Origin of the sequence: Bacillus cereus group sp. MYBK245-2 (assembly GCF_051916145.1) — a bacterium.
In the GTDB taxonomy this organism is placed as follows: Bacteria; Bacillota; Bacilli; order Bacillales; family Bacillaceae_G; genus Bacillus_A; species Bacillus_A pacificus.
On record NZ_JBQAGB010000021.1, the window covers coordinates 32294 to 59161 of the forward strand.

Sequence of the window (26868 nt, forward strand, 5' to 3'; positions counted from 1 at the left end):
TAGCACTTATTATTTTGCAACTTCTGTCCACTTGTAGTTAAACTCACCACCGAAGTCAGTTGTTACAAGTCCTTTAATGAAAGAGCGTTGTAAGTAAGAACGACCTTGTTGGTATAAAGGAGCGACAGCGCCGTCTTGTAATAGAATTTTTTCAGCTTGCTTCATTGCTTCAAAGCGTGCTTTTTCATCGCTAGCTAAATCTGTTTTTACTTTATGAATTAGCTCATCGTACTCTTTGTTAGAGTATTTATCGAAGTTATAAGCACTATCTGTTGTAAATAAATCTAAGAATGTAATTGGATCAGCGAAGTCAGGGCCCCATCCGTCAATACCAATTTCATAGTCACCACTTAATAGTAGTTTCAACTGTTGTTTACGTGGTTGCGGTTTTAAATTCACTGTTAATCCATCTAAGTTCTTTTCTAACTCACCTTTTAAATATTCACCAGTCTTTTTAGCTAAAGCATTGTCACTTGTTAATAGTTCGATTGTTACTTTGTCAGTACCAAGTTCTTGTTTTGCTTTTTTCCAGTTTTCTTTCGCTGTTTTCACATCATCCTTGACTAGATTTCCATTTTCTTTACGGAAGTCATTGCCATCAGGACTTTTTGCAAATTTCGCAGGAACCATTCCTTCAGCTGGAATAGCACCGTTATTTAAAATTGTTTCTACGTAAGCTTTTTTATTCATTGCGCCGTTAATAGCAAGGCGTGCATGTTGATTTTTTAATGTTTCATTTTTTTGATTTAATCGTAAGAATTGAATGCCGACTTCAGCGCGTTCCTTGAAGTTTGGATCGCTCTTATATTTATCAACAAACTCTGCAGTTAAAGCAACACGATCAATTTGTCCTGAATCATATAAGTTCACTTCTGTAGACTTATCTTTAACGACATTGAAGTTGATTTCTTCTAATTTTACAGTTTTAGCATCCCAATAGTTAGGGTTTTTCTTCAATTGGAAGCTTTGTTCATGTTTCCAGTTCTCTAATGTGAAAGCACCGTTGTAAATTAAATGATTTGTTTCTAAACCGTATTTATCGCCTTGAGACTTTAAGTACTCTTCATTAATTGGTAAGAATGTTGAGAATGTCGTTAAGCTTAAGAAGTAGGGAACAGGACGGTCTAGTTGTACTTCTAACGTTTTGTCATCGACAGCTTTGACCCCTAGTTGATCAATTGGCAATTGTTTTTGGTTTATTTGTTTCGCATTCTTTATATCGAAGAATAAGAATGCGTATTCAGCTGCTGTATCAGGATTTACGGCACGTTGCCAAGCGAAGGCAAAGTCCTTTGCTGTAACAGGAGTACCGTTTGACCATTTTGAATCACGAAGATGGAATGTATATTTCGTTTTATCGGGACTAACGTCAACCGACTCAGCGACACCAGGAACCGGTTTATTATCTTCTCCCATTGCATATAACCCTTCAAAAACATTGCGCATTACGTTCATGGATTCCCCATCCGTTGCTTTTGCAACATCCATTGTTGGAATTTCTGAAGCGAATGATAAGTTAATTGCCTGTTTATCAGGTGCTTTATCGTTTGCTTTCGCTCCGCTTGCGTTATCTTTATTTCCCCCGCAAGCAGTTAGTAATAGACTTGCCCCTAAAACAGATGCAACAACAGGTATAACTTTTTTCTTCATTGTTCGTTCCTCCCTAAATGTGTTGTTCGTAACGTCATAATGTCCAGGTCTTGAAGTGTGGCTATAGAAGAGAAAACCTATTATAGATATTTGCATGTAGGTAGTCAGGTGTTCTATATGTATATACATGTTGAACTATAATTTATCGTTATATGTTTCAACGTAGTAGACGTTATATTATGATGGTGAAATATTTTGTTTCTTTGATTATTTAGAATATTAACACTGAAAAGAACTATATGTCAATAATAAAAAGTTGAGCATTAATTTTTTAAAATAATATATTAAAAAAGCGGATTTTCTCTTATTGAGAATCCGCTTTTAATACATTTTTCCAATAAAATAATTGCTGTAGATAGAAAAACTTCAATTCAGCTTGCCTTTTATTTTTCAATTTGTGCCCATTTGAAGTTTAATTGGCCTGCAAAGTCTACTTGCACAATTCCTTTCACATAAGAACGTTCTAAATAAGATTCGCCTTTTTGGTAAAGAGGAGCGATAACTGAGTCTTTAAATAATATTTTCTCAGATGCTAGTAATGCTTCCCAGCGAGCTTTTTCATCACCAGCTAAAGTCGTTTTCACTTTTTCAATTGTTTCATCGAACTCCTTATTAGAGTAATGATCCAAGTTGTAAGGGTTATTCGTTGTAAACAATTCAAGGAATGTAATTGGATCAGCAAAGTCAGGGCTCCAGCCGTCAATACCAATTTCATAGTCACCTTTTAATAAAAGTGAAACTTGTTGTTTACGTGGTTGTGGTTTCACATTTACTGTTAATCCATCTAAATTCTTTTCTAGTTGTCCTTTTAAGAACTCACCAGTTTTCTTATCAAGGTCAGCATCACTTGTTAATAATTCTAATGTTATTTTTTCAGAACCAAGCTCTTGTTTCGCCTTTTTCCATAACTCTTGTGCAGATTTTGTATCAACTTTGGTTAAATCCCCGTTTATAGTACGGAAGTCTTTTCCATCAGGCCCTTTTGCAAAGTTTTTTGGAACGAGACCAAAGGTTGGTGTAGAGCCATCATTTAATAACGTATTTACAAAGGATTTTCGATCAATTGTTTGATCGATTGCTTGGCGTGCAGACACGTTTTGTAGTACTTTGTTTTGTTGGTTCATACGTAAAAATTGTACGCCTACGTTCGGGCGTTCTTTAAAGTTCGCATCTTTTTTATATTTATCAACGAAGTCGGATGTTAATTTTATACGGTCTAATTGTTTTGATTCGAATAGGTTTACTTCTGTTGATTTTTCTTTTACGACGTTAAAATTGATTTCCTCTAGTTTGACAGTATCTTTATCCCAATAGGTAGGGTTTTTCTTGAATTTAAAGCTTTGTTCATGCTTCCAATCGCTTAGTGTAAAAGCGCCGTTGTACAAGATTGTATTGTCTTCTAAAGCGTACTTATCACCTTGTTTTTTAAAGAATTCCTCGTTAATTGGTAGAAATGTTGGGAACGCTGTTAAGCTAATAAAATATGGAACAGGGCGTTCTAATTCTACCTCAAACGTATGGTCATCAACTGCTTTTACACCAAGTTGGTCGGCTGGAAGTTCTTTGTTGTTAATTTTTGTTGCATTTTTAATATCAAAGAATAGAAATGCATATTCAGAGGCTGTTGCTGGATCGACAGCTCTTTGCCAAGCGAAGACAAAATCTTTCGCTGTAACAGGAGTGCCGTTTGACCATTTTGAATCTCGCAGGTGGAATGTGTATTTCGTTTTATCGCCACTTACTTCATGAGATTTTGCAACACCAGGGACAGGTTTATTACCTTCACCAAGGTTATACAAACCTTCAAATACGTTTCTCATTACTTGACCAGAATCAGTATCTGTAGCACGAGCTGTATCCATTGTTCGTATTTCAGTAGGTGAAGATAAGTTTAAAACCTGTTTACTAGGCGCCTCGTCTTTTGCATTTGTTCCGCTTGCTTCGTTTTTATAGCTACCGCAACCAGTTAATAAAATACTTACTCCTACAACTGATGCAATACCGGGTACAAACTTATTTTTCATTTGATTTTCCTCCTAAATAATTAAGTTTGGATGATGATGAGGGAAATGAAAAATAAAAAATCCCTCTTTTCATATTGAGAAAGAGGGATTTTTACGTACAAGTTATGCACCCGTATATAAACGAAGTCCCTCATTCTATCTTTCAAGCTATAAAGCTTGCAGGAAGTGGCACAGTATTCAAAAATGAACCTGCTGCCGAGGTTTCAAAGGGCCAGTCCCTCCACCTCTCTTGATACAATGAGTAAACGAATAAACTTTATTAATTTTTGTGTTTCTTTGATAATTCAAAATCTTACACCTTGGATGATGAAGTGTCAACTGAATGGAATATAGTTTAAATTTTCAGTTTTCTCTAGCGAAAAACCACTGCATATGGCAGTGGTTTTTCTACTAGAAGTTAAAGTTATCTGGATCTGGACCAACGCGACGGTCTTCATTTAAAGCTTGAATTGCTTTCATATCATCAGCACTTAATTCAAAGTCGAAGATGTTTGCATTTTCAATAATGCGATGTTCTTTAATAGATTTAGGGATTGTTACAACTTCGTTTTGTAGATCCCAGCGTAAAATAATTTGCGCAGTTGATTTATTATATTTTGTCGCAATTTCTTGCAACGTTGGATTATCTAATAGTTGTCCTTGCATTAATGGTGACCAAGCTTCAAGCTGGATATTATGTTCTTTACAGAAAGCGTGCAACTCTTCTTGTGCTAGACGTGGGTGGTATTCCACTTGATTGACCATTGGCTTAATTTCAGCAATTTCAAATACGTCTTGTAAGTGGTGAATATGGAAATTACTCACGCCAATTGCACGAACACGGCCGTCTTTATAAAGTTTTTCTAACGCTTTCCATGATTCAGTATATTTCCCTTTTACAGGCCAATGTACTAAATATAAATCTAAATACTCTAGTCCTAATTTTTCTAATGTAGTTTCAAATGCTTGAAGTGTTGTTTCATATCCTTGATCGCTATTCCATACTTTTGATGTAATAAATAATTCTTCACGTGAAACACCTGATTCACGGATTGCTTGGCCAACGCCTTCTTCATTTTGATAAATTGCTGCAGTATCGATACTGCGGTAGCCATTTTTAATTGCTGCTTTCACAGACTCAATTACTTCTGAACCATCTTCTACTTTAAAAACACCTAAGCCGAACCAAGGCATTTTTACACCGTTATGTAATGTTGTATAGTCTTTTAAACTTGTTAAACTCATATTATTTCCCCCTAGCTTTTTTGTTTGTTGCTTCTACTGCTTTTTGAATTGCCTCTGAAAAATTATATTCATATAAAGCTTTGAGACCTTCAGCTGTGGAACCACCTGGTGTTGTTACTTGTTCGCGGAGGTTAGCTGGATCTTGCGTTTGTTCGAGCATAGAGGCAGAGCCAGAAATCATTTGAATGACAAGGTGTTTGGCAGTCGCTTCATCAACTCCATAACTTTTTGTTGCTTCAATTAAGCTTTCAGCAAAGTAATAAAGGAAGGCTGGTGCACTTCCCGTAACTGCAGTAAGCTGATGAACTTCTTCCTCAGTGCAAAGTTGCGAAGTACCAATACCTCTTAAAAGCAGTTGCAAGGTTTCCTGATGCATCTCGGTTACCGATTGTCCCATTGTATATAAGGAGATAGACTTTCCGATTTCAGCAGCTGTATTTGGCATAATCCAAGCAACAGGTGTTCCTTTAGGAAGTCTTTCTTCTAAATAAGATGGGCCAATGCCAGCAGCTACCGTTACGACAAGTTGATTCGATAGTAACGGAGATAATTCCGCTAATAAACCTTCATGTGCAGAAGGCGGCATTGCTAAAACAATCGTATCAACAGATGTAACATGCTGCTTCCAATCTGTTGTAGTAGACACATTATATCGCGCTTGTAATTGTTCCAGTTTTTCTACGTTGCTTCGGTTAGAAACGATAATTTCTTCGATGTATTCTTTGCTTGTTTTCAGTAATCCGGAAAATATAGCTTCTGCCATACGACCAGCACCAATAAATAGAATTCGATGTTTAGTTAGCATATCCTCTATTCCTTTCTAGTGGAGATATGTTATAAAAAACGATACCATTTTTAAGAGAATTTTGTAAAAAGAAAAGGCTTATTGTAGATGGAATAGATAATGAAAAGTAGGAAATTAATGGTGAAAGGGAGAGTGATTCCTTATACTGGTGATAGGGAATTTATTACACATCTGGGGAGAGATGATTATGATTAGAAGTCCGCTCTTTTTACTCATTACTAGTATTATTTGTGTATTGGTTGGATTATATATTCAATCGAGCTATATTGAAATCTTTGCATCGGTCATGGGAATTATCAATGTTTGGCTATTAGCAAGAGAAAAAGTATCCAACTTTTTATTCGGTATGATTACTGTTGCGGTATTTCTATATATTTTTATTACACAAGGTTTATATGCAATGGCAGTATTGGCAGCCTTTCAATTTATATTTAATGTATATGGTTGGTATCATTGGATTGCACGTAGTGGGGAGGAAGAGGTAAAAGCAACAGTTCGTTTAGATTTGAAAGGTTGGATTTTCTATATAGTCTTTATTTTAGCTGCATGGATTGGTTGGGGTTATTATCAAGTCCATTACTTAGAATCAACAAGTCCATATTTAGATGCTTTAAATGCTGTATTAGGCTTAGTAGCTCAATTTATGCTAAGTCGAAAAATCTTAGAAAACTGGCATTTATGGATTTTATATAATGTAGTTAGTATTTCAATTTATATTTCCGCCGGGTTATACGTTATGCTAATATTAGCTGTTATTAATCTCTTTATATGTATAGCTGGTTTACTAGAGTGGAAGAGCAACTATAAAAGACAAGGGCATGTCAATAATTATATTTAGAAAGTAATTGAAAGAGAAAAACCCCTGAAGCACATACGCTTCAGGGGTTTACTAATAGGTTATAAGTTTATGCTTTTGTCATACCTAACAATACAGCGCCACCGATAATTAAAACACTACCAAGTGCAATAAAGATCAATTGACGTTTTGTTTTCTTTTCACCTAAGAAGACAATCGCACCGAATGTTGAGATAACGATTCCAGTTTGAGATAATGGGAAGCTTGTTGCTACTCCGACACGTGGTAGTGAAAGAAGTAAGAATAAGTTTCCAGTTCCCCATAGTAAACCAGATAAAGCATTACGGATTGCATATTTGTTAAATGGTTTATGTTTAGATGTCAGTACAACTGCACCAACAAACATACCAACTGCTTGTGGTAAAATAGCAGACCAACCATCGATGTTATACCAACGAATAATAATTACATATACAAGATAGCCAAAAGTAGAAACAATTAAAGTAAGAAGTCCTTTTTTCAATTGTCCTGGTGGCTGAGCATTTTCTTTATCATCTAATGATGTGAATACAACACCAACTACGATTAATAGGATTGCAATCGTTCCCAGAATGATCGTTGTAGTAGTAGTCCACTCGCGGAAAGCGATAACCCCAAAGATAGAAGTTGCAACAAGTTGCATACCAGTAGAAATCGTTACAGTAGTTGAAACACCTAGTTTTTCAACTGTTTTTAATTGGTTTACTTGTCCTAAAGCCCAGAATAAACCTGAAATAAAACCAACAATCAAGATTGTCATTGTTAAAGCTGGTTGAGTAAATACATACATAATTGTTGCGAAGAATAGAGCACCGATTGTCATACCTACCGTTTGGCTATATGCACCACCGCCCATTTTTACGCTTACTAATAAGATGTTTCCCCATGCAATTGCAGGAAGAAGCGCTAATAAAATGTCCATTACAAGACTCCCTTCGTTTTGCTATACCAATATAATTACATATCGTTCTAACGATCGGTAATGCCCCACTACTAGAGTAGAAGATTACCGATCGCTAAAACAGGATGAAGAATTCACAATATAAATGCGTTTTCATTTCTTCATTTTTTCAAACACCTCCATATAATAACAGGAAATTGCCTATTTTAGAAAGTAAATTCAAATAGAATGTATATTTAAATAAAAGGTAAAATTCAGTTATTTCCCAGTGGTATATTTTTATTTCCTAAGAAATAAAAAAGCAGCTTCAAAAAGAGCTGCCTTAAGAGTTAGTAATTCTTTTATTAATAAGCTGAATACATAGCAAAAATAGGAGGGACATACTAATAGTGATAACGACAAGTGTCCAGGCGAGCTGCATATTACTTGCATCAATCGCCATATAAATTGCAGTTGGGATAGTCTGTGTTTTACCAGGAATATTTCCGGCAAACATGAGTGTAGCACCAAACTCACCAAGCGCACGAACGAAGCTCAAAATCATTCCGCTTAGTAAAGCAGGAAATGCGAGCGGAAGTGTGACGTGTAGAAAAACTTGATATTCACTTGCACCAAGATCACGAGCGCTTTCTTCAATTTGTACATTCGCGATAGAAAATCCTGTTTTTGCTGATTGATACATAAGCGGAAATGCAACAACTGTAGAAGCAATGATCGCAGCAGTAGATGTGAACATAATAGATTGCTGAAATATTGATTCTATCCACATTCCAATGGGGCTGTTATTTCCAAAAATAATAATGAGAAAAAAGCCGATTACAGTTGGCGGAAGTACCATTGGTAATAAGAAAATCGTTTCTAGTATTACTTTATATCTCCATGAGGAACGTGCTAGCGCTCTTCCGATTATCGTTCCTAAAATTGTAACGATAATGGTGGCACATGTGGCTACTCGTAAAGATAGAAAGATTGGTGATAAAATAGTATCAAAGCTCATGGCAATTATGATAGGACGGTAAATCCATATTTCTTAAAGATAGATTGTGCATCTTTTGACTGCAAATACTCATAAAATGAAGTCGCCTCTTTCTTATGCTTAGATTCTTTTATAACACCTAAAGGATAGTGAATTGGCTCATGAGAAGTAGCAGCTGCTGTCTCGCCAATCTTCACTTTTTCTGAAATAAGAGCATCTGTTTTGTATACAATACCAGCATCGACATTCCCTGTTTCTACATATGTTAACACTTGGCGAACATCTTTTGTAAATACGACTTTATTTTGAACATCATTCCAAAGGTTTTCGTGCGTTAGAGAAGCTTTTGCATATTTGCCAGCAGGTACAGATTCAGGTGTACCAAGTGCAATTTTTTTGATTTTCTCATCTTTTAAATCTTGAAATTTTGTAAGAGAACTATCTTTAGGGATGACTAGAACTAGTTCATTTCCAAGAAGATTTTTCCCTTCCTTTTCATTAATGAATCCTTTTTTAACAAGAGTTTGGAATTTATCTTCTGCTGCTGAGAAGAATAAATCAGCGGGTGCGCCCTGTTCGATTTGTTGTTGAAGTGCACCAGAAGCACCGAAATTAAAAGAAAGTTTAATATTAGGTTCTTTTTCTTTATATTTTGTTTCAATTTCTTTTAATGCATCTTGTAAGCTTGCAGCTGCCGATATAGTAAGTTCAACTGTTTTTCCTTCTTTAGCAGTTGATTTCTCTTTCTTATCTCCGTTTGTACATGCAACGCTAAATATAAGAAGAAAAGAAAATATAAGCGCCCCTATGGATCGTAATGTAAACTTGTTCATAAGAAAATCCCCTTTCATTTTGACATATTCAATTATAACTAATTATAACTAAATATAACTAGTTATAATTTGAAAGATGTAGTTGCTCTTAAAATATAGGAGAAATATTCTTTTCTTTGTTACAATAAAGGAAGAAAGTGAGGAATCGTCTATGGATCATCATTCCTACACAACGGAAGAAGTAGCGAAGCGATTAAAAGTATCAAAATTAACTGTATACGATCTAATTAAAAAAGGAGAACTTCCTTCTTATAGAATTGGTAGACAGATGCGCATTGATGCAGCAGATTTAGAACAATATATTAAGCAAATGAAAACAGGTAACGTACAAGTTACTCCTGTAAAGAATAACAGTAATAGTATCTCGAATACATGTATTATTAGCGGACAAGAACTAACGTTAGACATGTTGGCAAAACGTATAGAAAATCGCCTGCCAAGTTCAAATATATTAAGGGCATATCAAGGTAGTTTAACGAGTCTAGTAAAAATGTATCAAGGAGAAGGAAGTATCGTTAGCTTGCATTTGTTTGATGGCGAAACGGGTACATATAATGTTCCTTACGTAAAACGTATTTTAGTAGGACAACCATGTACGATGATTAATTTATTAGCAAGGAACGTTGGGTTTTATGTGCAAAAGGGAAATCCAAAAAATATAAAAACATGGGCTGATTTATCTCAATCATCTATACGATTTGTAAATCGAGAAAAAGGTTCTGGTATTAGGGTGTTAGTCGATGAACAATTGCGCATTCAAAAGTTAAATAAAGAACGTATTAGTGGATATGAGTGGGAAGAATCGAACCATCTTGGTGTTGCCACGCAAGTGGCGAATGGAAAAGCTGACGTCGGAGTAGGGTCAGAAAAGTTTTCGCAAATTGTAAATGTAGACTTTATTCCAATCATGAAAGAACAGTATGATTTAGTGATTTTGAAGAATAAAGAAAATGAAGAGCTGATCGAAGTTGTGAAAGACATTCTGCAATCGGAAGAATTTCATAATGAATTAAAGGCGATTGGCGGATATGATATGACGAAAACAGGTCAAATTATATATGAAATAAAGTGAAACTTTAATCAGTGGGGGGCTTCATCCCCCACTGATTATCAGCCCTCACCAATCGGACTTTAATGGGCAGCCCGACCCCCACCTAACTTCTTTGCTTTCGCTGCATTTTGAGGTGGGGGTCTTACTGCCCATTAAAGCGGGACAAACTAAAAAGCTGCTTGTCTATAAGACGAGCAGCTTTTTCTCTATATAAAGGGGTTTGGGGAAACAAAGTGTTAAACAAGACTTTGAGCAAGTGAGTAAATGAAAGCTGTAAGAAGAGTCGCTCCACTTGCAAGTCCGAAAAAGTCTGATTTGTTGAAAGTAATGTTGTTCATTATAATCTCTCCTTATTTGTTTAATGTAGTTGCAACAGCTTTTGCATCGACAAGTGCGGATAGCACCATGCCCATTGTATTTAAAAATTTGTTTGATTTCATTTTGTTCATCATGCGTATCCGCTCCTTTTCGAATTGTTGTTGCCCTGCTTTATGTCTTAATTATAGGAAATATGATCGTCTGCAACTATCGAATTAGCTTACGGAAGACTTACACTTTTGTAAGAAAAAAAGACATTCGTGTAAGAATGTCTTTTAAAGCATATTAATGTGGTGGTGCTCTTCAATTGTTTTTAAAAAGCTACGCATTGAATTCGTCATATAGCTATCCTTGCGGCGTATGAAAACCGTTGAAATACTGCCGTATTTTTCAGGGATTGCATGACAATGTACTTTCCCTGCTTTAGAAAGATGGTGGACAGCAGACTGTGGTACGAGCGTAATTCCAAGGCCGAGTGCAACACTGTTTAATATTGTCTCTAATATATTAAATTCCATAATTCTTTTTGGTAGCAAACCTTCGTCTTTCAGCCATCGTTCTAGTTTGGAACGGTATCCACAACCTTGGTTAAAAACGAGTAGAGGCGTTGTTGTAAATTCTTCTATATGAAAAGCTTTATTTTGTGTTACAAGCATTAATTTTTCTGTACTAACATCGTATTGATCAATAAGTGGGTGTTTTATTGGTCCTGATATAAAAGCGCCATCTAATTGATGATCGAGTACTTCTCTAATTAATTCTTCTGTTAAACCTGCTTGTAATGACAAATCGACGTTCGGATAGCTTTTATAGTAAGAAGATAAAATGGTAGGTAATGTACTTACTGTTTCGACAGTACCGATTTTTAATATGCCAGAGGGTGTTTCGCTATCTAAAAATACTTGTTTTAGCTCATCAACATCTTGCAAAATTTTATTAACATAAACGAGCATTTTTCTTCCTTCAGCTGTTAAAGTCATGCCTCGTTTATGACGATAGAAGAGCGGTGTTTTCAGCTCGTTTTCTAACTGTTTAATACGTGCAGTTACATTTGATTGTACGTAATTTAATTCCTTTGCTGCGCTACTTACACTACCTTGGTCGGCAACACTCTGGAAGATTTGCAAGTCTCTTAATTCCATGATACTGTCCTCCTTGATGTTAACTATCATTATAAATGATAGTTAACATCATTTTGAATCATTTTACGTGATGTATTTTTTCTTTTACAATTCTCTTTGTGCAAATAGAAAGAAGCGGGGGATTGTGGTGAGAAAAGGTCAAATGATAATAGGTGCTTTCGCGTGTTTAATTGCAAGTATGTCATGGGGAGCAATGTTTCCAGTTGCTGATCATGCGTTAGAATACATAGATCCGTTTTATTTTTCTCTTATTCGCTATGGAGCGGTGGCGATAATGCTGATTGTATTGTTGTTAATGAAAGAAGGGAAACAGGCATTTCGTTTAGAAGGAAGAGGAAGGCTACTCGTCTTTTTCGGAACGATGGCGTTTACTGTATATAATGTACTTATATTTTTAGGTCAAATGTTAATGGGGAAATCAGGCGTGATGGTAGCCTCCATTATGGAAGCACTTATGCCGATGATTTCTATTTGTATTCTATGGGGATATAAGCGTGTAAAACCGAAAAAGTATATGATAACGAGCATGATTATCGCTTTTATAGGAGCTGTATTTGTTATTACAAAAGGTGATATGAGTTTCTTTTTAACGTTGAAAGATAACATGTTTTCGCTAGCATGTATATTTGTTGGAGTTGTGGGTTGGGTTATTTATACGATGGGTGGTCAAACGTGTAGCGATTGGTCGACATTACGTTACTCTACGTTGACGTGTGTATTCGGTACGACCGTTACAGGAATTATAACGGTACTTATTACGTCGCTTGGATATGTTTCAGTTCCGAGTATGGGAACGATTTCTGTTGTGAAATATGATTTATTGTTTATGATGACATTACCAGGAATTGTAGCACTACTCGCTTGGAATTACGGTGTGAAAATTTTATCATCTATTAATGGTATTTTATTTATTAACTTTGTACCTATTACGACTTTAGTTATTATGATGATGCAAGGATATCAAATCACGATGTTTGATATTGTAGGGACTTTATTTGTTATTGCAGCGCTTATTCGCAATAATGTTTGTCAGAGAAAAGAAGAAAATATAAATAAGAAGATGTTACAAGAAGAGCAATTACGTCAAGCTGTTTAATAGGCAATTGGAGGATTTCATATGTTAGAAAGTTTATTGTTTTTCTTCGCCGTTGGAGTTGCTTGTGAGCTTGCAGCAATTAATCGAAATGGTCGTAAAAAGATAAAACAACAAGCTGAAATGATACAGCTTTTAAAAGAGTTAAAAGAAAAAAACATTTAAAAAGACGACCGGGCATAGACGGTCGTCTTCTTCTATATAAAGGGGAAAGGGGACACAAAGTTATACAAGCGTAGCAGCGCAAATCAAAGTAGTAAGAAGAATCGAGCCGCTAGCTAATCCTAGAAAATCTAATTTGTTAAAAGTAATGTTGTTCATCATGTATTCTCCTTACTTGTTTAATGTAGAAGCAACAGCTTTTGCATCGATAAAAGCGGAAAATACCATGCCCATTGTATGTAAAAGATTGTTCGTTTTCATTTTGTTCATCATATTGATCCGCTCCTTTTCGAATGGTTGTTGTTTCTTTCTGATTTAATTGTATGAAAAATGGTGGAGAGTAACTATCGAATTAGCTTACAAGATAATTACACTTTTGTAAGAATTGAAATTTAATATTTAAACCTTAAAATTATTACCAACTCCTAAAACTTAGTGTTATAATTATGGTAAGGAAATGATTATACTTCGGATGTTCAGAAAGGAACGAAACAAATGTATAAACCAATTACATTTTTGTTGAAATATATATTTAAAACAGCTGGGAAAGTAGAAGTGCAAGGAAGAGAAAAGCTACCAGAAGGTGGCCCGTATGTTGTTGCGTGTACACATACAAGTTTTATGGATGTATTAATGTTAGCTACAGGGATGTACCCAACAGAGATTCATTACATGGCCAAAAAAGAATTATTTGAAGGGAAATTCAAAAATTGGTTCTTTAAAAATGTAAATGCATTCCCTGTAGATCGTGCAAATCCAGGACCGAGTACACTTAAAATTCCATCACGCTTATTAAAAGAAGGAAAAGTGGTAGGGATTTTCCCGAGTGGAACGAGATCGACAGAAGACGTTTCGTTAAAAGCTGGTGCTGTGACAATTGCGATGCGTTCTAACGTTCCATTAATACCGGCAGCTTATATTGGTCCATCAAGTGTAAAAGAATTAATAAAAGGAAAAAGAGCACAATTAATTTTTGGAGACCCAATTCAAATTGATGCTGAAGAACAAATAGATCGAAAAACAGCTATGAAAATGATGACAGATCAATTAAATGAGAGGTTTGAGGAGCTAAAGGAAGCTTTGCAATCAAATCAAAAGTAAGAAAAGACGACCGGGCATAGACGGTCGTCTTCTTCTATATAAAGGGGAAAGGGGACACAAAGTTATACAAGCGTAGCAGCGTAAATCAAAGTAGTAAGAAGAATCGAGCCGCTAGCTAATCCTAAAAAATCTAATTTGTTAAAAGTAATGTTGTTCATCGTATATTCTCCTTACTTGTTTAATGTAGAAGCAACAGCTTTTGCATCGATAAGAGCGGAAAATACCATGCCCATTGTATTTAAAAGATTGTTCGTTTTCATCTTGTTCATCATATTGATCCGCTCCTTTTCGAATAATGGTTGCCCTGTTTCTGACTTAATTGTATGAAATATCGCAAGAAGTAACTATCGAATTAGCTTACAGGAAAATTACACTTTTGTAAGAAAAACGAATGAAGGTGTAATGATGAGAAGGTTTGACATATGTTCATGGAATTTATTAATTTAAAAGTAGAGGTGAGTGTATGGCTAATATTAAAGATATCGCCAAGATGGCTGGGGTTTCAGTTACAACTGTTTCGAGGGTGCTAAATGATCATCCATACGTAAGTGAAGAAAAAAGGAGAGTTGTTTTAGAAATAGTTGAGAAATTGAATTACTCACAAAACGCAAATGCTGTTCATTTATCAAAAGGAAAGACGAATATTGTTGGTGTAATTCTCCCTTACATTAATCACCCGAGCTTCGATGCAATGGTAGGGGGAATGATGGAGGGAGCGTTAACTCATAACTACAGGGTGCTACTTTGCCAAACAAACTATAATAAAAAAGAAGAAATGAAAAGTTTACATATGTTAAAAACGAAACAATTGGATGGCCTTATTATTTGTTCGCGTGCAAATGATTGGGAAATGATAGAACCGTATGCTTCGTACGGCACAATCATTGCTTGTGAAGACAATGATATTTCAAATATCTCAAGTGTATATACAAATCATTCGGCAGCTTTCCAGCTAGGAATGAATCACCTTATTGAAAAAGGTTATAAAAAAATTGGTTATTGCACGGGGAGAAAGCTAGGACCGAGTAGTCAAAAGCGTTTTGATGTGTATAAGCGTCAATTGCAATCTATAGATGAAGAAGTGAATGAAGAATGGATTTTCACAGAATGTTTTACGTTAGAAGATGGTGTGAGAGTGGCTCATAAATTAAAGAAGATGCAGCATCTTCCTGAAGCATTAATAGTAGCAGGAGATGAAGTTGCGATTGGGGTTATGACGGAAGTTGGGAAATTGGGTATTCAAGTTCCTGAGAATTTAGCGATTATTGGTTTGGATAACCAACCTATTTCGCAAGTGTTACAACTTACAACCATTGATCAAAATTTGAAGGGAATAGGAAAAGCGGCTTTTGAAATGTTTTATCGGCAAATAAGTGACGAGAGTTCTAAACAAGAAAAGGTGGAAATTCCATATGAACTTGTGGAGCGATCTACAGTGTAGTTTTAATCCGTTATGTGTATAAGTGCATAACGGATTATTTTTTTGAAATACCTTTGACAGGAAACGCGTTTCATACTTTATAAAGGGGTTAAACCGGTTTGTAACAATCCATGGATTCTTTTCAAGAATAGTATTTGGAGGGAAATGCATGAATGAACTTTTATTAAGTATAAAAAAGTTTTTAGGGAAAGACGAAAATGTTTTAGTCTTTGTGGTGGGGGTTTTTGAGAAGGAACATTTCACGTTATGTTATCAACATGGGATTTTTGTTGCGACTACTAGACGTCTCCTGTTTTACGGGAAATTTCCTTACTATCCTTCAACATTTAAAGAGTACTCATATTTGCATATAGATAGCATAGTTTTTCGCCCGTATTTCGAATTTATTTGTAATCATGAAACCATCCGAGCTAAGTATATTCAGAGGGGGAATGTGGAGCAATTTGTCCGTATAGTTAGAGCGAATGTGAATAATTAATCACCCCTCTGTTTAAACATAATATCCTGGTCTTTATGAGGAAAAATGCTGAATAAAAACAACTTCTAAACCTCTAGGAGATAGTGATACAATGTCAAATGGGGGGAGGGTATGAACTATGGTTAATCAACGTATAAAGGAAATAACACTAATTACAATTGGTTCATTATTATTCGCAATTGGTATTAATTACTTTGCAATTCCAAACCGTCTATCAGAGGGTGGAATTATTGGTTTAACGGTTGTTACGTACTATTTATTTGATTGGTCGCCGGGGATTGTGAATTTTGCTATAAATGCAATTTTACTAGCTGTTGGTTATAAATTTTTTGATAAGAAAACGATGGTTTATACAATTTTAGGGATTGTAGAAACATCTTTGTTTTTATATGTTACGGAACATATTGAGTACCGTGTAAATAGTGATACTTTATTAGCGGCACTATTTGCTGGTGTATTTGTCGGTATCGGATTAGGCTGTATGTTCAAAGCTGGAGGTACATCAGGGGGATCGGCAATTTTAGCACGGTTAGCAAATCAATATTTAGGTTGGAGTGTCGGAAAAGGTGTACTTATTATTGATATCGTTGTAATTGCTGGTTCTGTATTTATAATAGGGCAAGAAAAAGCGATGTACACACTTGTTGCAGTATTCATCGGAGCGAAAGTAATTGATTTCATTGTAGAAGGAATGGACACAAAAACGGCTGTTACAATTATTTCAAATCAACCAGAGTTAATACGTGAGGCTATTACGAAAAACATGACACGCGGCGTTACTGTATTAGAAGGGCGCGGCGGATATACTGGTAAAAATAAAGAAGTTTTATATGTTGTTATTAATAAACAAGAGCTTGTTAAGTTAAAGCAAGTTATCGGCCGAGTAGATGACGATGCTTTCGTCGTTATCCATGATGTACGTGATGTACTTGGCGGAGGCTTTAAAGCGAGCTAAAAGGTGAACGAGTAAATTCGTTCACCTTTTTTTAATTCTTACAAAAATGTAAGTGTAATGTAATGAGATTCAATAGTAGATTGTATTCCTTCTTTTTAAAATGGATGTATATATATCCTGCAGAGGAGGAATGTTTATTATGAAGAAAAAAATGATCACTACTATAATAGCGATGATAGTCATAGTAATAATGTTACTACCTACGAAACTTGGACCGGTTATCGATAAATATAATCCATTTTATAAGACGAAAGAATACTATACGGTTGTGAATACAATTGGTCAGCATATTGGTGATGAGTGGTATGAATATGAATTTATTGCATTTGACGAACGTGGAAGAGAACAAAAAATAAAGAAGACTGTTAAGCATATGTTAAAGAGAGATGAAACATTAAAAGTGTACGCAAAAGGACGCTACGGCGAGTCAATTGAAGAAATTGAAGCTGTAAATATTCCCATTAATGCAAAGAGTAAACTTTTAGCGATGAGATAGCGAATTATACCCCCACCTATTTTTTGTCGAAAATAAAAATACTAGGTATGGGTATTTTGATGTGTGCAAAAAAAGCCTTGGTCCATATGGACTAAGGCTTTTTTTAATATATAAAGGGGAAGGGGGTACATTGTAGTAGCATGAGTGAAAGGTATAAGAAGAGTAGCTACTAGCAATGTAATTTGGTTATGTGAGTGTTCTTCTTATTTGGCTTACTTGCTAACTTTATTGTACGAGATGTCAGTAAGAGAAACTATCGAATTACATTACACATAGCTTACAAACATGTAAGTCTTCTGTAATGTAATTCGATGGTTAAAAGATAGTGAATTTTATATAGTGTAATTAGAAAGTCTCACTTTATTACTTTCTGTTTGTAATATGAATGAAGAATGAAAAACCAACTACTTTTTAATAGCCTCATCTGTATGGAGATGAGGCCCTTTTTATAAACCTTACAACATTGTAAGGTTTACGTAAGTTAATTCGATAGTAAATTTGTCATATTTTTTGCATAATAGATACAAATAGATAAAAATAATTAGGGATATAGTAAGAAGGGAGAAGAATGGGATGCGTAAAGAAGAAGTAGTGAAGTTTCCAATTAAAGATTTCTGTAGCTACTTTACTGTTGCCGTAGTATGTATTGGATTATTTGATATCATAACAAACTTAATTGTTAAATAATATAGATGACAAAACAAGAAGGGAGATCCTTTCTTGTTTTTTTTATGGGGGAATAAAGGTGAAGTGGATTGATAGTCATATACATGTTGACCAATATAAGGATGAAGAGAAAAGTAAATTACTTAAAGATGTGGAGCATAGTAAAGAGATAAAGGGGCTTATTGCAGTATCTATGAATTATCAATCAAGTAAAGAAACTGTATCCTTAGCAAAGCGATATCCTTTTGTACATCCAGCAATAGGTTTTCATCCGGAGCAACCGATTCATAAAGAAGAATGTGAGAAAATTTATAAATTAATTGAAGAGCATGTAGAGGATATAGTTGCGATTGGTGAAGTTGGCTTACCGTATTATTTAAGAAAAGAAGATGAGCGCATTGCTGTCAATTCGTATATATCAGTGTTACAACGGTTTGTTGAACTAGCTAGTAAATATGATTTACCAATTATATTGCATGCAGTGTATGAAGATGCTGATATTGTATGTGATTTATTGGAGAAATATAAAGTTTCGCGTGCACACTTTCACTGGTTTAAAGGAAGTGAAACAACAATGAAACGTATGATGAGGAACGGTTATTATATTTCTATTACACCAGATGTTTTGCATAAGGAGAAGATTAGAAAAATTGTTTCGTATTATCCTCTTGAATATATGATGGTAGAAACAGATGGACCGTGGGAGTTTCAAGACGATGTTATGACGCATCCGGGAATGATTAGAGAGGTACTAAAGGAAATTAGTGTTATAAAAAACATGTCTGTTGATAAGGTTATGAAAACGATATATGAAAATACGATTCAATTTTACCCCCACATTAACGGGCAATAAGACTCCCACCTCAAAATTCGACTAATGCGGAGGAGTTAGGTGGGAGATCAACTGCCCGTAAAAGCCTGATTGGTTCAACTAATAACCAGTGGGGGATGGACATTAAAGTTTCACTTTATTTGAAAGGATAGGAGCGTTACTCTTATCCCTTTTATTATGGATATTTTTTCTAATATTTTCTATAATTTATGATGTGTTTAATTTGATGAAGGAAGTAGGGAAGAAAATGGGGAGAGCATATAAAAAAATAGCTATTACAATGATGATCGGTACACTTTCATTTGCAGCGTTTGGATGTGAAGCAGAAAAAAAGGCTATCAATTCAAACGTAACACAAGAAAATAAAGAAGAACAAATTGATCCAGTAGTTGAAAAACAGATGAAAGAAAATGAGAAAAATGGCAATACGGTTGGAAACAGTTCTAATAAAGGGAAGATGGCAGAGAGTGATGGATGGGTTTACTATGCAGTAAATGGTAATGAAAATACAGGAGGCATTTATCGTACGAAAGATCAATTTCAGACTTCGGAACGTGTAGTGGAAGGTGTAAATGCTTCTTACATAAATATAAAAAACAAGGTTTTATATTTTATTCATACGGATGAAGATAAGAATGCAGGATTATCTTCTTTAATGAAGTATGATATATCTAACAAAAAGCTAGACACGTTAAAAGCGGATACAAATTATGTTTATATAAAAGACCAAACTTTATTTTATCCGAAAAAATATTCTGAGCATGGTGGTTTTGATATTGTAGGGATTGTAAAAATGGATTTGAAAACGGGACAGGAAGAAGAAGCGGCATTTAAAAATTCTGGTTGGTCTCAAACGATAGATGATAGTATTCTACATTGGAATAAAAATCGTGGAACACAAGTTACAAAAGATAATAAAACTTGGTCAAAAGAAAATTATGCAACAATATCTAGTGCTACATATGATAATGAAAAATTATATGCTGTTGTCGACTTTTCGTTACCTTTTGAAACAAATGAAGCTGAGCATGGCATATATGAAATAGACGTTCAACAAAATAATGAAAAGTTATTGGTAAAGGATGCCTTGCAGATGAATGTGAAAGGGGACACTTTTTATTATATAAAAAAGGATGGAGTATATAAGAAGAGAATGAATGGAGGAAATGAAAAAGTAATTTATAATAAAGCGGTTGAACCAACTAAATTTTATTTATATTTTGTAGCAGGAGATATGTACCTCTATACGGATAATGGCACTATCATGAATCTAGATACAAAGAAATCAAATGAAGTAAAAGATAAGAAATTAGCAGATGATGTTATGTTACAGAAAGTATGGAATGCACAGAAGGAACTTACTAATGTTCAAATGGCTGCACTAACAGGAAATCCAAAACGAGTAGGGGATTTGTCATACGGGGAATTAGTGACCCCTATTTATAATACGAAGGATAATTTAGAGACTACGCTATCTACGTATTTCTCAAAATCATTTATAGCAGAGTATATGAAGAGTAAGTATATGAAAGAGTTAAATGGAAAAATGTACTATGCTATTGGAGATCCAGGATCAAAAGCAGCAACTAAATTTACAAAAATTATTTCTGCCGAGTTAAAGGATGGAAAAATAAAAGCGCAGGTAGAAACGTATAATGACTATGATAATGTAACGGAAAAAGTGGAAGTTGAATTTATTTATGAAAATAATCAATGGGTTATTAATAATATGCCGCGTTTTGGTTTAAGTTAAAAAACCACCAAGCATTTTGCTTGGTGGTTTTATTTTAGGATTCTAATTTTTTTGCACGTCTTAATAACAATAGAAAGACAATGATGAAGAAACCAAGTATAAGGAAGAATCCATATTGTTTTACATAATCCATTATGTCGCTTGCGCTCGTTGGTTTTTCAACGTGAATGCCATCTTTATTAGTAGTAATATGAATATCCTTCATTTTCACTTCATTTGTTTCTTTTTGTAAATCAATCCATTCTATATTTGGAATACTTTCTAGATCCTTTAGTACTTCTTTTAATGGTTTCACACCTAAGTAAGGATGATAGAATGCACCGATAATGCCGTCAGATAGTTTTGCAACAGATACAGCACGTTCTTTCATTTTAGCGATAGCATGTGGCTTATCTTCTTCAATAAATCCAACTGTTTCAGGCATTAATTTCATGCCATGTAAAAAGGATGGGGTACTTGTATAAAATGGTGAGTGCATGGATTTCCAAGTTGTATCACTTAACTGTAGTTGTCCTACATAAGTTGAAAAGTATCTTGATAGTATTTCATATCCTTTTTGAGACATCGTGTAATGAGGTGCTTCAAATGCGACAGGATATAATTTGGCATCTACAAGTTCTTGAATGCCTTTTTCAATATGATCAGTTGTATATTTTTCTTCAAATTCTTCCCCTTTTTTTACGTATGCATTATAGGCATCTATAGTAGGAAAGTCATTTTTTGATTTTGGTTGTTCATGATTTGGTTGACGAATTGGCTGGTCTGTTTTTACGTCCCAAAATTCAAAACCTTCACCGGTTTCGCTATCATAAAATTGGTGAGTATAACCATGCATAATAATTGCTGCACCATCGTCTTGCATAGAGCGTAAAAGATCGACTAGTTCGGGTTTATCTTTTAAATGTACTGTCTTTCCTGTATCAGGATCTTTATATACTGGTATGACTGTCATCATGTAGGGGATCTTTTTCTCTTTTAGTAATTCAGCAATTTCTTTTAATTGATTTATATCTGCGGCTGGATGAACGTCTTCAAGACGTAAATAAGCTTCTACTTTATTTGTCGTTGGTTTTTGTCCAAAGTAAGAAAATAGCATTTCACCGACGTAATGAGAAATCCAGTCAAAGAGATTTGGTGTTGCAACGTAGTAAGATGTTTCATGTTGAACGATTAGTGGGTTCTTGTTATTTGAGCTTAAAGCGTTAGCAAGAACAGTTCCGTTTGTATCAAAAGATTGAATCAAACGTTCTTCTTCTAGAGTGTTTTTTAATTTATTACTTGGATATTCGATTTTATTAGTTCGTATATCATTATCCTTTAGGGTAATGAATGAAAAACGATTAGATAATTGTTCAACATTTTGTCCTAAAACTAATACTGGGCCTGAGAAATTTTCTATAAGTTGTTTTGCTTCAGTAGGAAACTCTTCTTTTTGTTCACCGATATAGACAATATGTGTATAAGAAGATGAATTAGTAATTTCATGAGCTTTGTTTAAACTTTTCGTAGTTATATCGTTTGTAAAATGTCCTAATTGAGTGTTAAGAATTTGAATATTATTTGTAATTTTATCTTCTTTTGTACTATATAAAACAAGTACTTTTGGTTTTGATGACGTTTGTGCAGAGATGTGGATAGGTATAAGAAGTAAAATACTGAACAAGAGTATTATGCACTTTTTCATTTGGTCTGCTCCTATTCTATATGTAGAGTTCAATTTACAATTATATACAAGAAATACGTTGTAGTCTATGAAAGTTACATTTTTGCACGTATTTACCAGCTGTTTTTTCACAAAATCGGTCTAAAGCATGATGATAATATGTATAGTTATTTGCTATGATAAAAGAGTAAGAGAATGATAGAATGTGGGTAATTGTAAAGGGAAGAAGGCTGAAAGGGGACAAATTTCAGCGGAGAAAGAGGTAGAGGTAGTGAAGAAATTCTTTGTAGGATTTTTAGTTGTTCTTGGAGTGTACTTATACTTCCAAGGAAAGTCTGAAGGAATGGGCAAATTAGTAAATGAGACAAGCTATGTTGACTCAGAAGAAGCAAAACAGATGAAACAAATTATTATAGAGGAAGCAAAGAAAGTCAATCTTCCAGAATGGATACCTCTTACAATTGCCGAACATGAAAGTCGATTAAATCCAAGAAGTGTTGGAGATAACGGAACTTCATTCGGATTGTTTCAATTGCATCGCGGTGGTGGACTTGCACCGGATCATTTAACGGATGATGAGCTGAAAGATCCACGTACAAATGCGCAAATTGCAATGCCGCATTTAATGAAAGGATATAAGCGCGGGGTGCAAAAAGGTTTGACGGATTTTGCATTATTAAAATATATAGCAAATACATCTGGATGGCCAGGGAATTTAGGGCCAGAGTGGACAGATAATAACATGAAGTATAACATCGGATTAGAAGATGTGTACTATCGAAATAAAGGTGTAATTAAAGAGTAGGTTTTTGATACCTACTCTATTTTTTTGTGGATAATCACGTCGTTTTGTTTTGTGAAATACGCTGCTAGTTGTATTTTCACGTCTTCTAGTTTGGTGGAAACTTGCGGTATTTTATATCCTACATACAATGGTGAAACGACAAACCTAGGAACAACTTTACAAATGATTTTTCCGTTTAAGTGATAGAAGAATAAGTTATAACTACTACATCCTTTATGGAAATCTGTCAGTATGTAACGTACAGTTTGCTGAATATAAGTTGCTAGTTCATCTATGCATCCAATATCTTCAATAATGATATTAAATTCAGTAAAACCGATAATAGGACGATCTGAAATATTGAGTTCAATGTGTTCGTTCTTTTGAACAATTACGCCTTGGAAGTTGTCGTGTTCTACGTTATCGAGGTAGTTTACATATTTCATTCCAATAATCTGCATGTGTGCATGATGCAAACTTCCACCTGAGAATGGACCATGATTTTTGTATAAAATTACAGATGTGAATTCTTCATTCTTCTGTAAATCTAACCAATGTTTAATGGAGAAACGGATTAACGATCGCATATGTTCTTCTGTATATGTCGCAATATGATCTTCACAATTATCTGTTTCGATTAGCACCGTTTGAAATGTATCTTTTAATGTAGGAAATTTGTTTTTTAGCCAAATAATTGAGCCTTCAGTTGCTAAAATATCCGTTAAATTTTCTCTGTCACAAAAAGGACATGCAGCGCTTCTATTCCGGATGCTTTCTGGTTTTTGTTTGCCGATATCGTTTAAAAAGTATAGTTGTTGTGTATCCATTTGTATATATGCCCCTTTAAAATATGTGTAAAAATCCCGCTTAATACATTCGGGAAAAGGAGAAGAAAATCCTTTAAAGGGAATATAAAAAATAAAAGACAAGATATCCTCATTAAGATAGGGTACCTTGTCTTTTATTTTTTCTTTAATAATGTGTATGGATAATATAAATCGTTTTTATTATGCTTCTTTTTTCTATTTTTTATTGTGTATAAGGCAATTGCTGTACTTGCGATGACAATAATGGCTTTCTTCATATTCGTTTACCCCTTTTTTATTGTTGGTTTAATTCTTGGCTAACTGCTTTTGCATCAACTAGAGCGTGTAAAATCATTTTTACCATGTTCATCATATTCTTTCACTCCTTTTTATAGTTCATTTAGTTCTTTTACAACTGCTTGTCCGTTCACTAATACCTCAAAGATTGCTTTTACGATTTCTTTCATCATGATTGTTTCCTCCTTTTGTTGTCTCTCTTGTTTACATCTTTATTGTATAGGGAGGCATCTTTTCGTACTATCGCTTTCCATTACGTGAACATAACAGTTTTGTAAGATTTGATGTCACTTATTGAAATGTTTAGTCTATCTTCATTATTTTCAGAAAAATGACTATTCAAACATGAAATGGGAAAGTATAATAAAGAAGTAAGTATTAAATTCCGTACGAAAGAGGTGAATGAGATGAAAGGTTCTTTAGCTGCACGTGCCAAATTTTTAGATTTTATCTATTTTTGTCGTGCGATTTTTCATGATGTAGTTGTTAACGGGATACGTCTGTCCTTTTTTAACAATTGCATAGTAGCTATAGAACGATAGAAATCTCTTCACCCATTTTTAATAAACGTGTGAAAAGGGAGCTATTTAGCTTCCTTTTTCTATGCCGAAAACCATGGGGAATGTTTCTTTACCATGGTTTTTTATATTGAAAGGAGTACGGAAAATGACAATTTGTAGTGTAAATAATGTAACGAAATCTTTTGGTGGAAACATCATATTTGAAAATATATCGCTTGAAATAAAGAATGGTGAACGTGTTGGATTAGTTGGTCGTAACGGTAGCGGGAAGACAACAATCTTTCAGCTTTTAACTGGAATGGAAAGTTTGGATGCAGGGGCCATTCATATGAAGAAAGGTACACGTATTGGTCATGTGGCACAAATTCCGAAATTTGATGAGAGTATGACTGTATATGAAGTATTGAGTTCCGCTTTTAAAATAGAAAAGGAATTAGAAAGAGAAATGCGTACTTTAGAAAAAGATATGGCGGAAGAACAGGAATCTTCTGTTTTACAAAAATTAATGGAAAGATACGGAATCATCCAAGAAAAGTTTGCGTTTCTTGGTGGTTATGAAATCGAAGCGAACATTATGAAGGTAGCAAATGGTTTACAGGTGACAGAACTATTCCCACGATCATTTGTGGAGATAAGTGGTGGGGAGCAAACAAAAGTAAGCCTTGCATACATGCTGTTGCAGAAACCAGATTTACTTTTATTAGATGAACCAACCAATCATTTAGATTTATTTGCAGTCGAATGGTTAGAGCAATTTTTAAAAGAATACAACGGAACAGTTATGGTTCTTTCACATGATCGCTATTTCCTTGATGAAGTTGTAACGAAGATCTTTGATTTAGAAGATGGAGAGATTCACGTGTATCATACAAACTATTCTCGGTTTGTTGAAGAGAAGGAAGAAAGGTTGCTTCAGGAGTTTCAGGCTTATCAAGAACAGCAAAAGAAAATAAAGAAAATGAAAGAAGCAATTAAGCGACTACGTGAATGGGCAAATCAGGCGAATCCTCCAAATGAAGGGTTGCATAAGAGAGCGAGAAGTATGGAACGTGCACTGGAACGTATGGAAAAACTAAAGAAACCTATTTTAGAACGAAAACAAATGGGCCTTCAGTTTGAAGGGCAAGAGAGAAGTGGGAAAGATGTTGTTGTAATGAAAGAAGTGAGTAAAGGGTTTGCGGAACATCTTTTATTTAACGAAGCAAACTTACATGTTCGTTTTCAAGAGCGTGCAGCTATCGTTGGTCGTAATGGTACAGGAAAGACAACGCTATTAAAGTTATTATTAGAAGAAATAGAACCAGACGCTGGAGAAATTCGAATTGGAAGTAGTGTGAAAATCGGTTATTTATCCCAGCATGCGTACGGAAATATGAAGAGTAATGTATTGGAGGCTTTCAGGGAATGTGTAGCTGTAACAGAGGGAGAAGCGAGACATATATTAGCTAAGTTTTTATTTTATGGTCCAGCGGTGTTTAAGAAAGTAACGCAACTGAGCGGTGGAGAAAAAATGAGGTTAAGACTTGCACAACTTATGTATCAAGATATCAATTTTTTAATTTTAGATGAGCCGACAAATCATCTCGACATTGAATCAAGAGAAGTTTTAGAGGAAGCTCTTGAACAATATAATGGAACGATTTTAGCTGTTTCACATGATCGTTATTTTTTAAATAAGTTATTTGAAAAGACGTATTGGATTGATGAGCGTAAATTATTTGAGTTTGCAGGGAACTATGCATGGGCGCGTCAAAAGTGGGAGGAAAAGCTCGAGACGCAAGTGATAAAGCAGCAACGCCAAGGAAGAAAAAATATTGAAACAGTCCCTGTAAAAAAGAAAGAAGTTAGGAATATTGAGGAGATTGAAACCGAGTTAATGCATGTTGAAGAAGATATATATACGCTTGAGTGTAAGATGGAACAAGTAGTTGATGTTGAAATGCTTGAACAATTGTATGAAGAAAAAACGAAGAAAGAGTTGTTACGAGCGGAGTTATATAATGAGTTAGAGAATATTGTGGAGTGAAAAATAAAAAGCGAATCCTTTCAGTTTTACTGAAG

The 26868-nt window shown here is 34.7% G+C and carries 28 protein-coding genes and 1 riboswitch; of the genes, 14 read left to right on the top strand and 14 right to left on the bottom strand.

Annotated features, from left to right (window positions below; all coding sequences use genetic code 11):
- Positions 1 to 9 precede the first annotated feature (9 nt).
- The 4 genes from ACTFRN_RS24915 to proC form a co-directional block, all read right to left on the bottom strand.
- Positions 10 to 1650, bottom strand: coding sequence for a peptide ABC transporter substrate-binding protein (locus ACTFRN_RS24915; protein WP_074568019.1), 1641 nt, complete (start codon positions 1648 to 1650; stop codon positions 10 to 12).
- Between the two features lie 383 nt (positions 1651 to 2033).
- The gene (locus ACTFRN_RS24920) at positions 2034 to 3674 is read right to left on the bottom strand and encodes a peptide ABC transporter substrate-binding protein (protein ID WP_074568018.1); all 1641 of its coding nucleotides are present in this window, start codon (positions 3672 to 3674) and stop codon (positions 2034 to 2036) included.
- A gap of 132 nt (positions 3675 to 3806) precedes the next feature.
- A riboswitch (SAM riboswitch) is annotated at positions 3807 to 3913 on the bottom strand.
- Positions 3914 to 4064: 151 nt separating this feature from the next.
- Positions 4065 to 4898 carry an aldo/keto reductase gene (locus ACTFRN_RS24925; RefSeq protein WP_000060176.1) on the bottom strand — a complete coding sequence of 278 codons (834 nt, stop codon included), beginning with the start codon at positions 4896 to 4898 and terminating at the stop codon, positions 4065 to 4067.
- A 1-nt stretch (position 4899) separates the two neighbouring features.
- Complete coding sequence (proC, locus tag ACTFRN_RS24930; protein ID WP_000956269.1) at positions 4900 to 5703, bottom strand: pyrroline-5-carboxylate reductase; 804 nt, start codon at positions 5701 to 5703, stop codon at positions 4900 to 4902.
- A 187-nt stretch (positions 5704 to 5890) separates the two neighbouring features.
- On the opposite strand from proC, the gene pnuC reads away from it, so the two are divergent.
- Complete coding sequence (pnuC, locus tag ACTFRN_RS24935; protein ID WP_000621364.1) at positions 5891 to 6541, top strand: nicotinamide riboside transporter PnuC; 651 nt, start codon at positions 5891 to 5893, stop codon at positions 6539 to 6541.
- Between the two features lie 67 nt (positions 6542 to 6608).
- On the opposite strand, the gene ACTFRN_RS24940 is transcribed toward pnuC, so the two are convergent.
- The 3 genes from ACTFRN_RS24940 to modA form a co-directional block, all read right to left on the bottom strand.
- Complete coding sequence (locus ACTFRN_RS24940) at positions 6609 to 7460, bottom strand: GRP family sugar transporter (RefSeq protein ID WP_000353544.1); 852 nt, start codon at positions 7458 to 7460, stop codon at positions 6609 to 6611.
- A 301-nt stretch (positions 7461 to 7761) separates the two neighbouring features.
- Positions 7762 to 8436, bottom strand: a complete 675-nt coding sequence (modB, locus tag ACTFRN_RS24945; RefSeq protein WP_000007159.1) for a molybdate ABC transporter permease subunit — start codon at positions 8434 to 8436, stop codon at positions 7762 to 7764.
- A 5-nt stretch (positions 8437 to 8441) separates the two neighbouring features.
- Positions 8442 to 9248 carry a molybdate ABC transporter substrate-binding protein gene (gene modA, locus ACTFRN_RS24950; protein ID WP_001032225.1) on the bottom strand — a complete coding sequence of 269 codons (807 nt, stop codon included), beginning with the start codon at positions 9246 to 9248 and terminating at the stop codon, positions 8442 to 8444.
- Between the two features lie 124 nt (positions 9249 to 9372).
- Here modA and ACTFRN_RS24955 point away from each other — a divergent pair, with 124 nt between their 5' ends.
- Entirely contained in the window at positions 9373 to 10320 is a 948-nt protein-coding gene (locus ACTFRN_RS24955; protein WP_000657102.1) for a helix-turn-helix transcriptional regulator, read from the top strand.
- A 215-nt stretch (positions 10321 to 10535) separates the two neighbouring features.
- Here the strand turns inward: ACTFRN_RS24955 and ACTFRN_RS24960 are convergent, their stop codons facing one another.
- Both ACTFRN_RS24960 and ACTFRN_RS24965 read right to left on the bottom strand, forming a co-directional pair.
- Positions 10536 to 10637, bottom strand: coding sequence for a DUF3948 family protein (locus ACTFRN_RS24960; RefSeq protein ID WP_001060012.1), 102 nt, complete (start codon positions 10635 to 10637; stop codon positions 10536 to 10538).
- Positions 10638 to 10892: 255 nt separating this feature from the next.
- Entirely contained in the window at positions 10893 to 11759 is an 867-nt protein-coding gene (locus ACTFRN_RS24965) for a LysR family transcriptional regulator (RefSeq protein ID WP_000423053.1), read from the bottom strand.
- A 127-nt stretch (positions 11760 to 11886) separates the two neighbouring features.
- On the opposite strand from ACTFRN_RS24965, the gene ACTFRN_RS24970 reads away from it, so the two are divergent.
- Complete coding sequence (locus ACTFRN_RS24970; protein WP_001225432.1) at positions 11887 to 12855, top strand: DMT family transporter; 969 nt, start codon at positions 11887 to 11889, stop codon at positions 12853 to 12855.
- A gap of 21 nt (positions 12856 to 12876) precedes the next feature.
- Positions 12877 to 13017: a YrzO family protein gene (locus tag ACTFRN_RS24975; RefSeq protein ID WP_000894067.1), complete on the top strand. Its 141-nt coding sequence runs from the start codon at positions 12877 to 12879 to the stop codon at positions 13015 to 13017.
- 60 nt (positions 13018 to 13077) lie between these two features.
- Here ACTFRN_RS24975 and ACTFRN_RS24980 read toward each other — a convergent pair whose 3' ends face one another.
- Positions 13078 to 13173, bottom strand: a complete 96-nt coding sequence (locus ACTFRN_RS24980) for a DUF3948 family protein (RefSeq protein ID WP_001060003.1) — start codon at positions 13171 to 13173, stop codon at positions 13078 to 13080.
- Positions 13174 to 13509: 336 nt separating this feature from the next.
- On the opposite strand from ACTFRN_RS24980, the gene ACTFRN_RS24985 reads away from it, so the two are divergent.
- Positions 13510 to 14115: a lysophospholipid acyltransferase family protein gene (locus ACTFRN_RS24985; RefSeq protein WP_000277773.1), complete on the top strand. Its 606-nt coding sequence runs from the start codon at positions 13510 to 13512 to the stop codon at positions 14113 to 14115.
- 62 nt (positions 14116 to 14177) lie between these two features.
- On the opposite strand, the gene ACTFRN_RS24990 is transcribed toward ACTFRN_RS24985, so the two are convergent.
- Positions 14178 to 14273 carry a DUF3948 family protein gene (locus ACTFRN_RS24990; protein ID WP_001060004.1) on the bottom strand — a complete coding sequence of 32 codons (96 nt, stop codon included), beginning with the start codon at positions 14271 to 14273 and terminating at the stop codon, positions 14178 to 14180.
- 305 nt (positions 14274 to 14578) lie between these two features.
- On the opposite strand from ACTFRN_RS24990, the gene ACTFRN_RS24995 reads away from it, so the two are divergent.
- The 6 genes from ACTFRN_RS24995 to ACTFRN_RS25020 all read left to right on the top strand — a co-directional run bounded on the left by ACTFRN_RS24995 (position 14579) and on the right by ACTFRN_RS25020 (position 20736).
- Positions 14579 to 15556: a LacI family DNA-binding transcriptional regulator gene (locus ACTFRN_RS24995; protein WP_001273929.1), complete on the top strand. Its 978-nt coding sequence runs from the start codon at positions 14579 to 14581 to the stop codon at positions 15554 to 15556.
- Positions 15557 to 15704: 148 nt separating this feature from the next.
- Complete coding sequence (locus ACTFRN_RS25000; protein WP_014893368.1) at positions 15705 to 16034, top strand: PH domain-containing protein; 330 nt, start codon at positions 15705 to 15707, stop codon at positions 16032 to 16034.
- Positions 16035 to 16152: 118 nt separating this feature from the next.
- On the top strand, positions 16153 to 16989 hold the full coding sequence (locus tag ACTFRN_RS25005) for a YitT family protein (RefSeq protein ID WP_014893367.1): 837 nt from the start codon (positions 16153 to 16155) through the stop codon (positions 16987 to 16989).
- Positions 16990 to 17128: 139 nt separating this feature from the next.
- Positions 17129 to 17485 carry a YxeA family protein gene (locus ACTFRN_RS25010; RefSeq protein WP_000728419.1) on the top strand — a complete coding sequence of 119 codons (357 nt, stop codon included), beginning with the start codon at positions 17129 to 17131 and terminating at the stop codon, positions 17483 to 17485.
- A gap of 745 nt (positions 17486 to 18230) precedes the next feature.
- Positions 18231 to 19004, top strand: a complete 774-nt coding sequence (locus ACTFRN_RS25015) for a TatD family hydrolase (RefSeq protein WP_000871073.1) — start codon at positions 18231 to 18233, stop codon at positions 19002 to 19004.
- A gap of 226 nt (positions 19005 to 19230) precedes the next feature.
- Positions 19231 to 20736, top strand: coding sequence for a DL-endopeptidase inhibitor IseA family protein (locus tag ACTFRN_RS25020; protein WP_124878433.1), 1506 nt, complete (start codon positions 19231 to 19233; stop codon positions 20734 to 20736).
- A gap of 34 nt (positions 20737 to 20770) precedes the next feature.
- On the opposite strand, the gene ACTFRN_RS25025 is transcribed toward ACTFRN_RS25020, so the two are convergent.
- Entirely contained in the window at positions 20771 to 22420 is a 1650-nt protein-coding gene (locus tag ACTFRN_RS25025; RefSeq protein ID WP_000710539.1) for a DUF2334 domain-containing protein, read from the bottom strand.
- A gap of 250 nt (positions 22421 to 22670) precedes the next feature.
- Here ACTFRN_RS25025 and ACTFRN_RS25030 point away from each other — a divergent pair, with 250 nt between their 5' ends.
- Positions 22671 to 23204, top strand: coding sequence for a transglycosylase SLT domain-containing protein (locus ACTFRN_RS25030; RefSeq protein WP_000713259.1), 534 nt, complete (start codon positions 22671 to 22673; stop codon positions 23202 to 23204).
- 11 nt (positions 23205 to 23215) lie between these two features.
- On the opposite strand, the gene ACTFRN_RS25035 is transcribed toward ACTFRN_RS25030, so the two are convergent.
- Positions 23216 to 24010: a DUF4931 domain-containing protein gene (locus ACTFRN_RS25035; protein ID WP_000381048.1), complete on the bottom strand. Its 795-nt coding sequence runs from the start codon at positions 24008 to 24010 to the stop codon at positions 23216 to 23218.
- A gap of 134 nt (positions 24011 to 24144) precedes the next feature.
- A complete protein-coding gene (locus ACTFRN_RS25040) occupies positions 24145 to 24267 on the bottom strand; it encodes a hypothetical protein (protein ID WP_000709145.1) in 123 nt (40 codons plus the stop codon).
- A 426-nt stretch (positions 24268 to 24693) separates the two neighbouring features.
- Here ACTFRN_RS25040 and ACTFRN_RS25045 point away from each other — a divergent pair, with 426 nt between their 5' ends.
- Together ACTFRN_RS25045 and abc-f are read left to right on the top strand one after the other, a co-directional pair.
- A complete protein-coding gene (locus tag ACTFRN_RS25045) occupies positions 24694 to 24828 on the top strand; it encodes an RAxF-45 family protein (protein WP_041184477.1) in 135 nt (44 codons plus the stop codon).
- Positions 24829 to 24952: 124 nt separating this feature from the next.
- On the top strand, positions 24953 to 26833 hold the full coding sequence (gene abc-f / locus ACTFRN_RS25050; protein WP_088106197.1) for a ribosomal protection-like ABC-F family protein: 1881 nt from the start codon (positions 24953 to 24955) through the stop codon (positions 26831 to 26833).
- Positions 26834 to 26868: the final 35 nt, after the last annotated feature.

Bases quoted from the DNA above. Each gene is read 5' to 3' on its own strand.
- ACTFRN_RS24960 (WP_001060012.1), bottom strand. From the start codon at position 10,637: ATGAACAACATTACTTTCAACAAATCAGACTTTTTCGGACTTGCAAGT.
- ACTFRN_RS25045 (WP_041184477.1), top strand. From the start codon at position 24,694: ATGAAAGGTTCTTTAGCTGCACGTGCCAAATTTTTAGATTTTATCTAT.
- ACTFRN_RS25020 (WP_124878433.1), top strand. From the start codon at position 19,231: ATGGGGAGAGCATATAAAAAAATAGCTATTACAATGATGATCGGTACA.
- ACTFRN_RS24920 (WP_074568018.1), bottom strand. From the start codon at position 3,674: ATGAAAAATAAGTTTGTACCCGGTATTGCATCAGTTGTAGGAGTAAGT.
- ACTFRN_RS24975 (WP_000894067.1), top strand. From the start codon at position 12,877: ATGTTAGAAAGTTTATTGTTTTTCTTCGCCGTTGGAGTTGCTTGTGAG.
- ACTFRN_RS24985 (WP_000277773.1), top strand. From the start codon at position 13,510: ATGTATAAACCAATTACATTTTTGTTGAAATATATATTTAAAACAGCT.
- ACTFRN_RS24940 (WP_000353544.1), bottom strand. From the start codon at position 7,460: ATGGACATTTTATTAGCGCTTCTTCCTGCAATTGCATGGGGAAACATC.
- ACTFRN_RS25010 (WP_000728419.1), top strand. From the start codon at position 17,129: ATGAAGAAAAAAATGATCACTACTATAATAGCGATGATAGTCATAGTA.
- ACTFRN_RS25005 (WP_014893367.1), top strand. From the start codon at position 16,153: ATGGTTAATCAACGTATAAAGGAAATAACACTAATTACAATTGGTTCA.
- ACTFRN_RS24925 (WP_000060176.1), bottom strand. From the start codon at position 4,898: ATGAGTTTAACAAGTTTAAAAGACTATACAACATTACATAACGGTGTA.
- ACTFRN_RS24965 (WP_000423053.1), bottom strand. From the start codon at position 11,759: ATGGAATTAAGAGACTTGCAAATCTTCCAGAGTGTTGCCGACCAAGGT.
- ACTFRN_RS25000 (WP_014893368.1), top strand. From the start codon at position 15,705: ATGAATGAACTTTTATTAAGTATAAAAAAGTTTTTAGGGAAAGACGAA.
- pnuC (WP_000621364.1), top strand. From the start codon at position 5,891: ATGATTAGAAGTCCGCTCTTTTTACTCATTACTAGTATTATTTGTGTA.
- ACTFRN_RS24990 (WP_001060004.1), bottom strand. From the start codon at position 14,273: ATGAACAACATTACTTTTAACAAATTAGATTTTTTAGGATTAGCTAGC.
- ACTFRN_RS25040 (WP_000709145.1), bottom strand. From the start codon at position 24,267: ATGAAGAAAGCCATTATTGTCATCGCAAGTACAGCAATTGCCTTATAC.
- proC (WP_000956269.1), bottom strand. From the start codon at position 5,703: ATGCTAACTAAACATCGAATTCTATTTATTGGTGCTGGTCGTATGGCA.
- modB (WP_000007159.1), bottom strand. From the start codon at position 8,436: ATGAGCTTTGATACTATTTTATCACCAATCTTTCTATCTTTACGAGTA.
- ACTFRN_RS24980 (WP_001060003.1), bottom strand. From the start codon at position 13,173: ATGAACAACATTACTTTTAACAAATTAGATTTTCTAGGATTAGCTAGC.
- abc-f (WP_088106197.1), top strand. From the start codon at position 24,953: ATGACAATTTGTAGTGTAAATAATGTAACGAAATCTTTTGGTGGAAAC.
- ACTFRN_RS25025 (WP_000710539.1), bottom strand. From the start codon at position 22,420: ATGAAAAAGTGCATAATACTCTTGTTCAGTATTTTACTTCTTATACCT.
- ACTFRN_RS24995 (WP_001273929.1), top strand. From the start codon at position 14,579: ATGGCTAATATTAAAGATATCGCCAAGATGGCTGGGGTTTCAGTTACA.
- ACTFRN_RS24915 (WP_074568019.1), bottom strand. From the start codon at position 1,650: ATGAAGAAAAAAGTTATACCTGTTGTTGCATCTGTTTTAGGGGCAAGT.
- ACTFRN_RS25035 (WP_000381048.1), bottom strand. From the start codon at position 24,010: ATGGATACACAACAACTATACTTTTTAAACGATATCGGCAAACAAAAA.
- modA (WP_001032225.1), bottom strand. From the start codon at position 9,248: ATGAACAAGTTTACATTACGATCCATAGGGGCGCTTATATTTTCTTTT.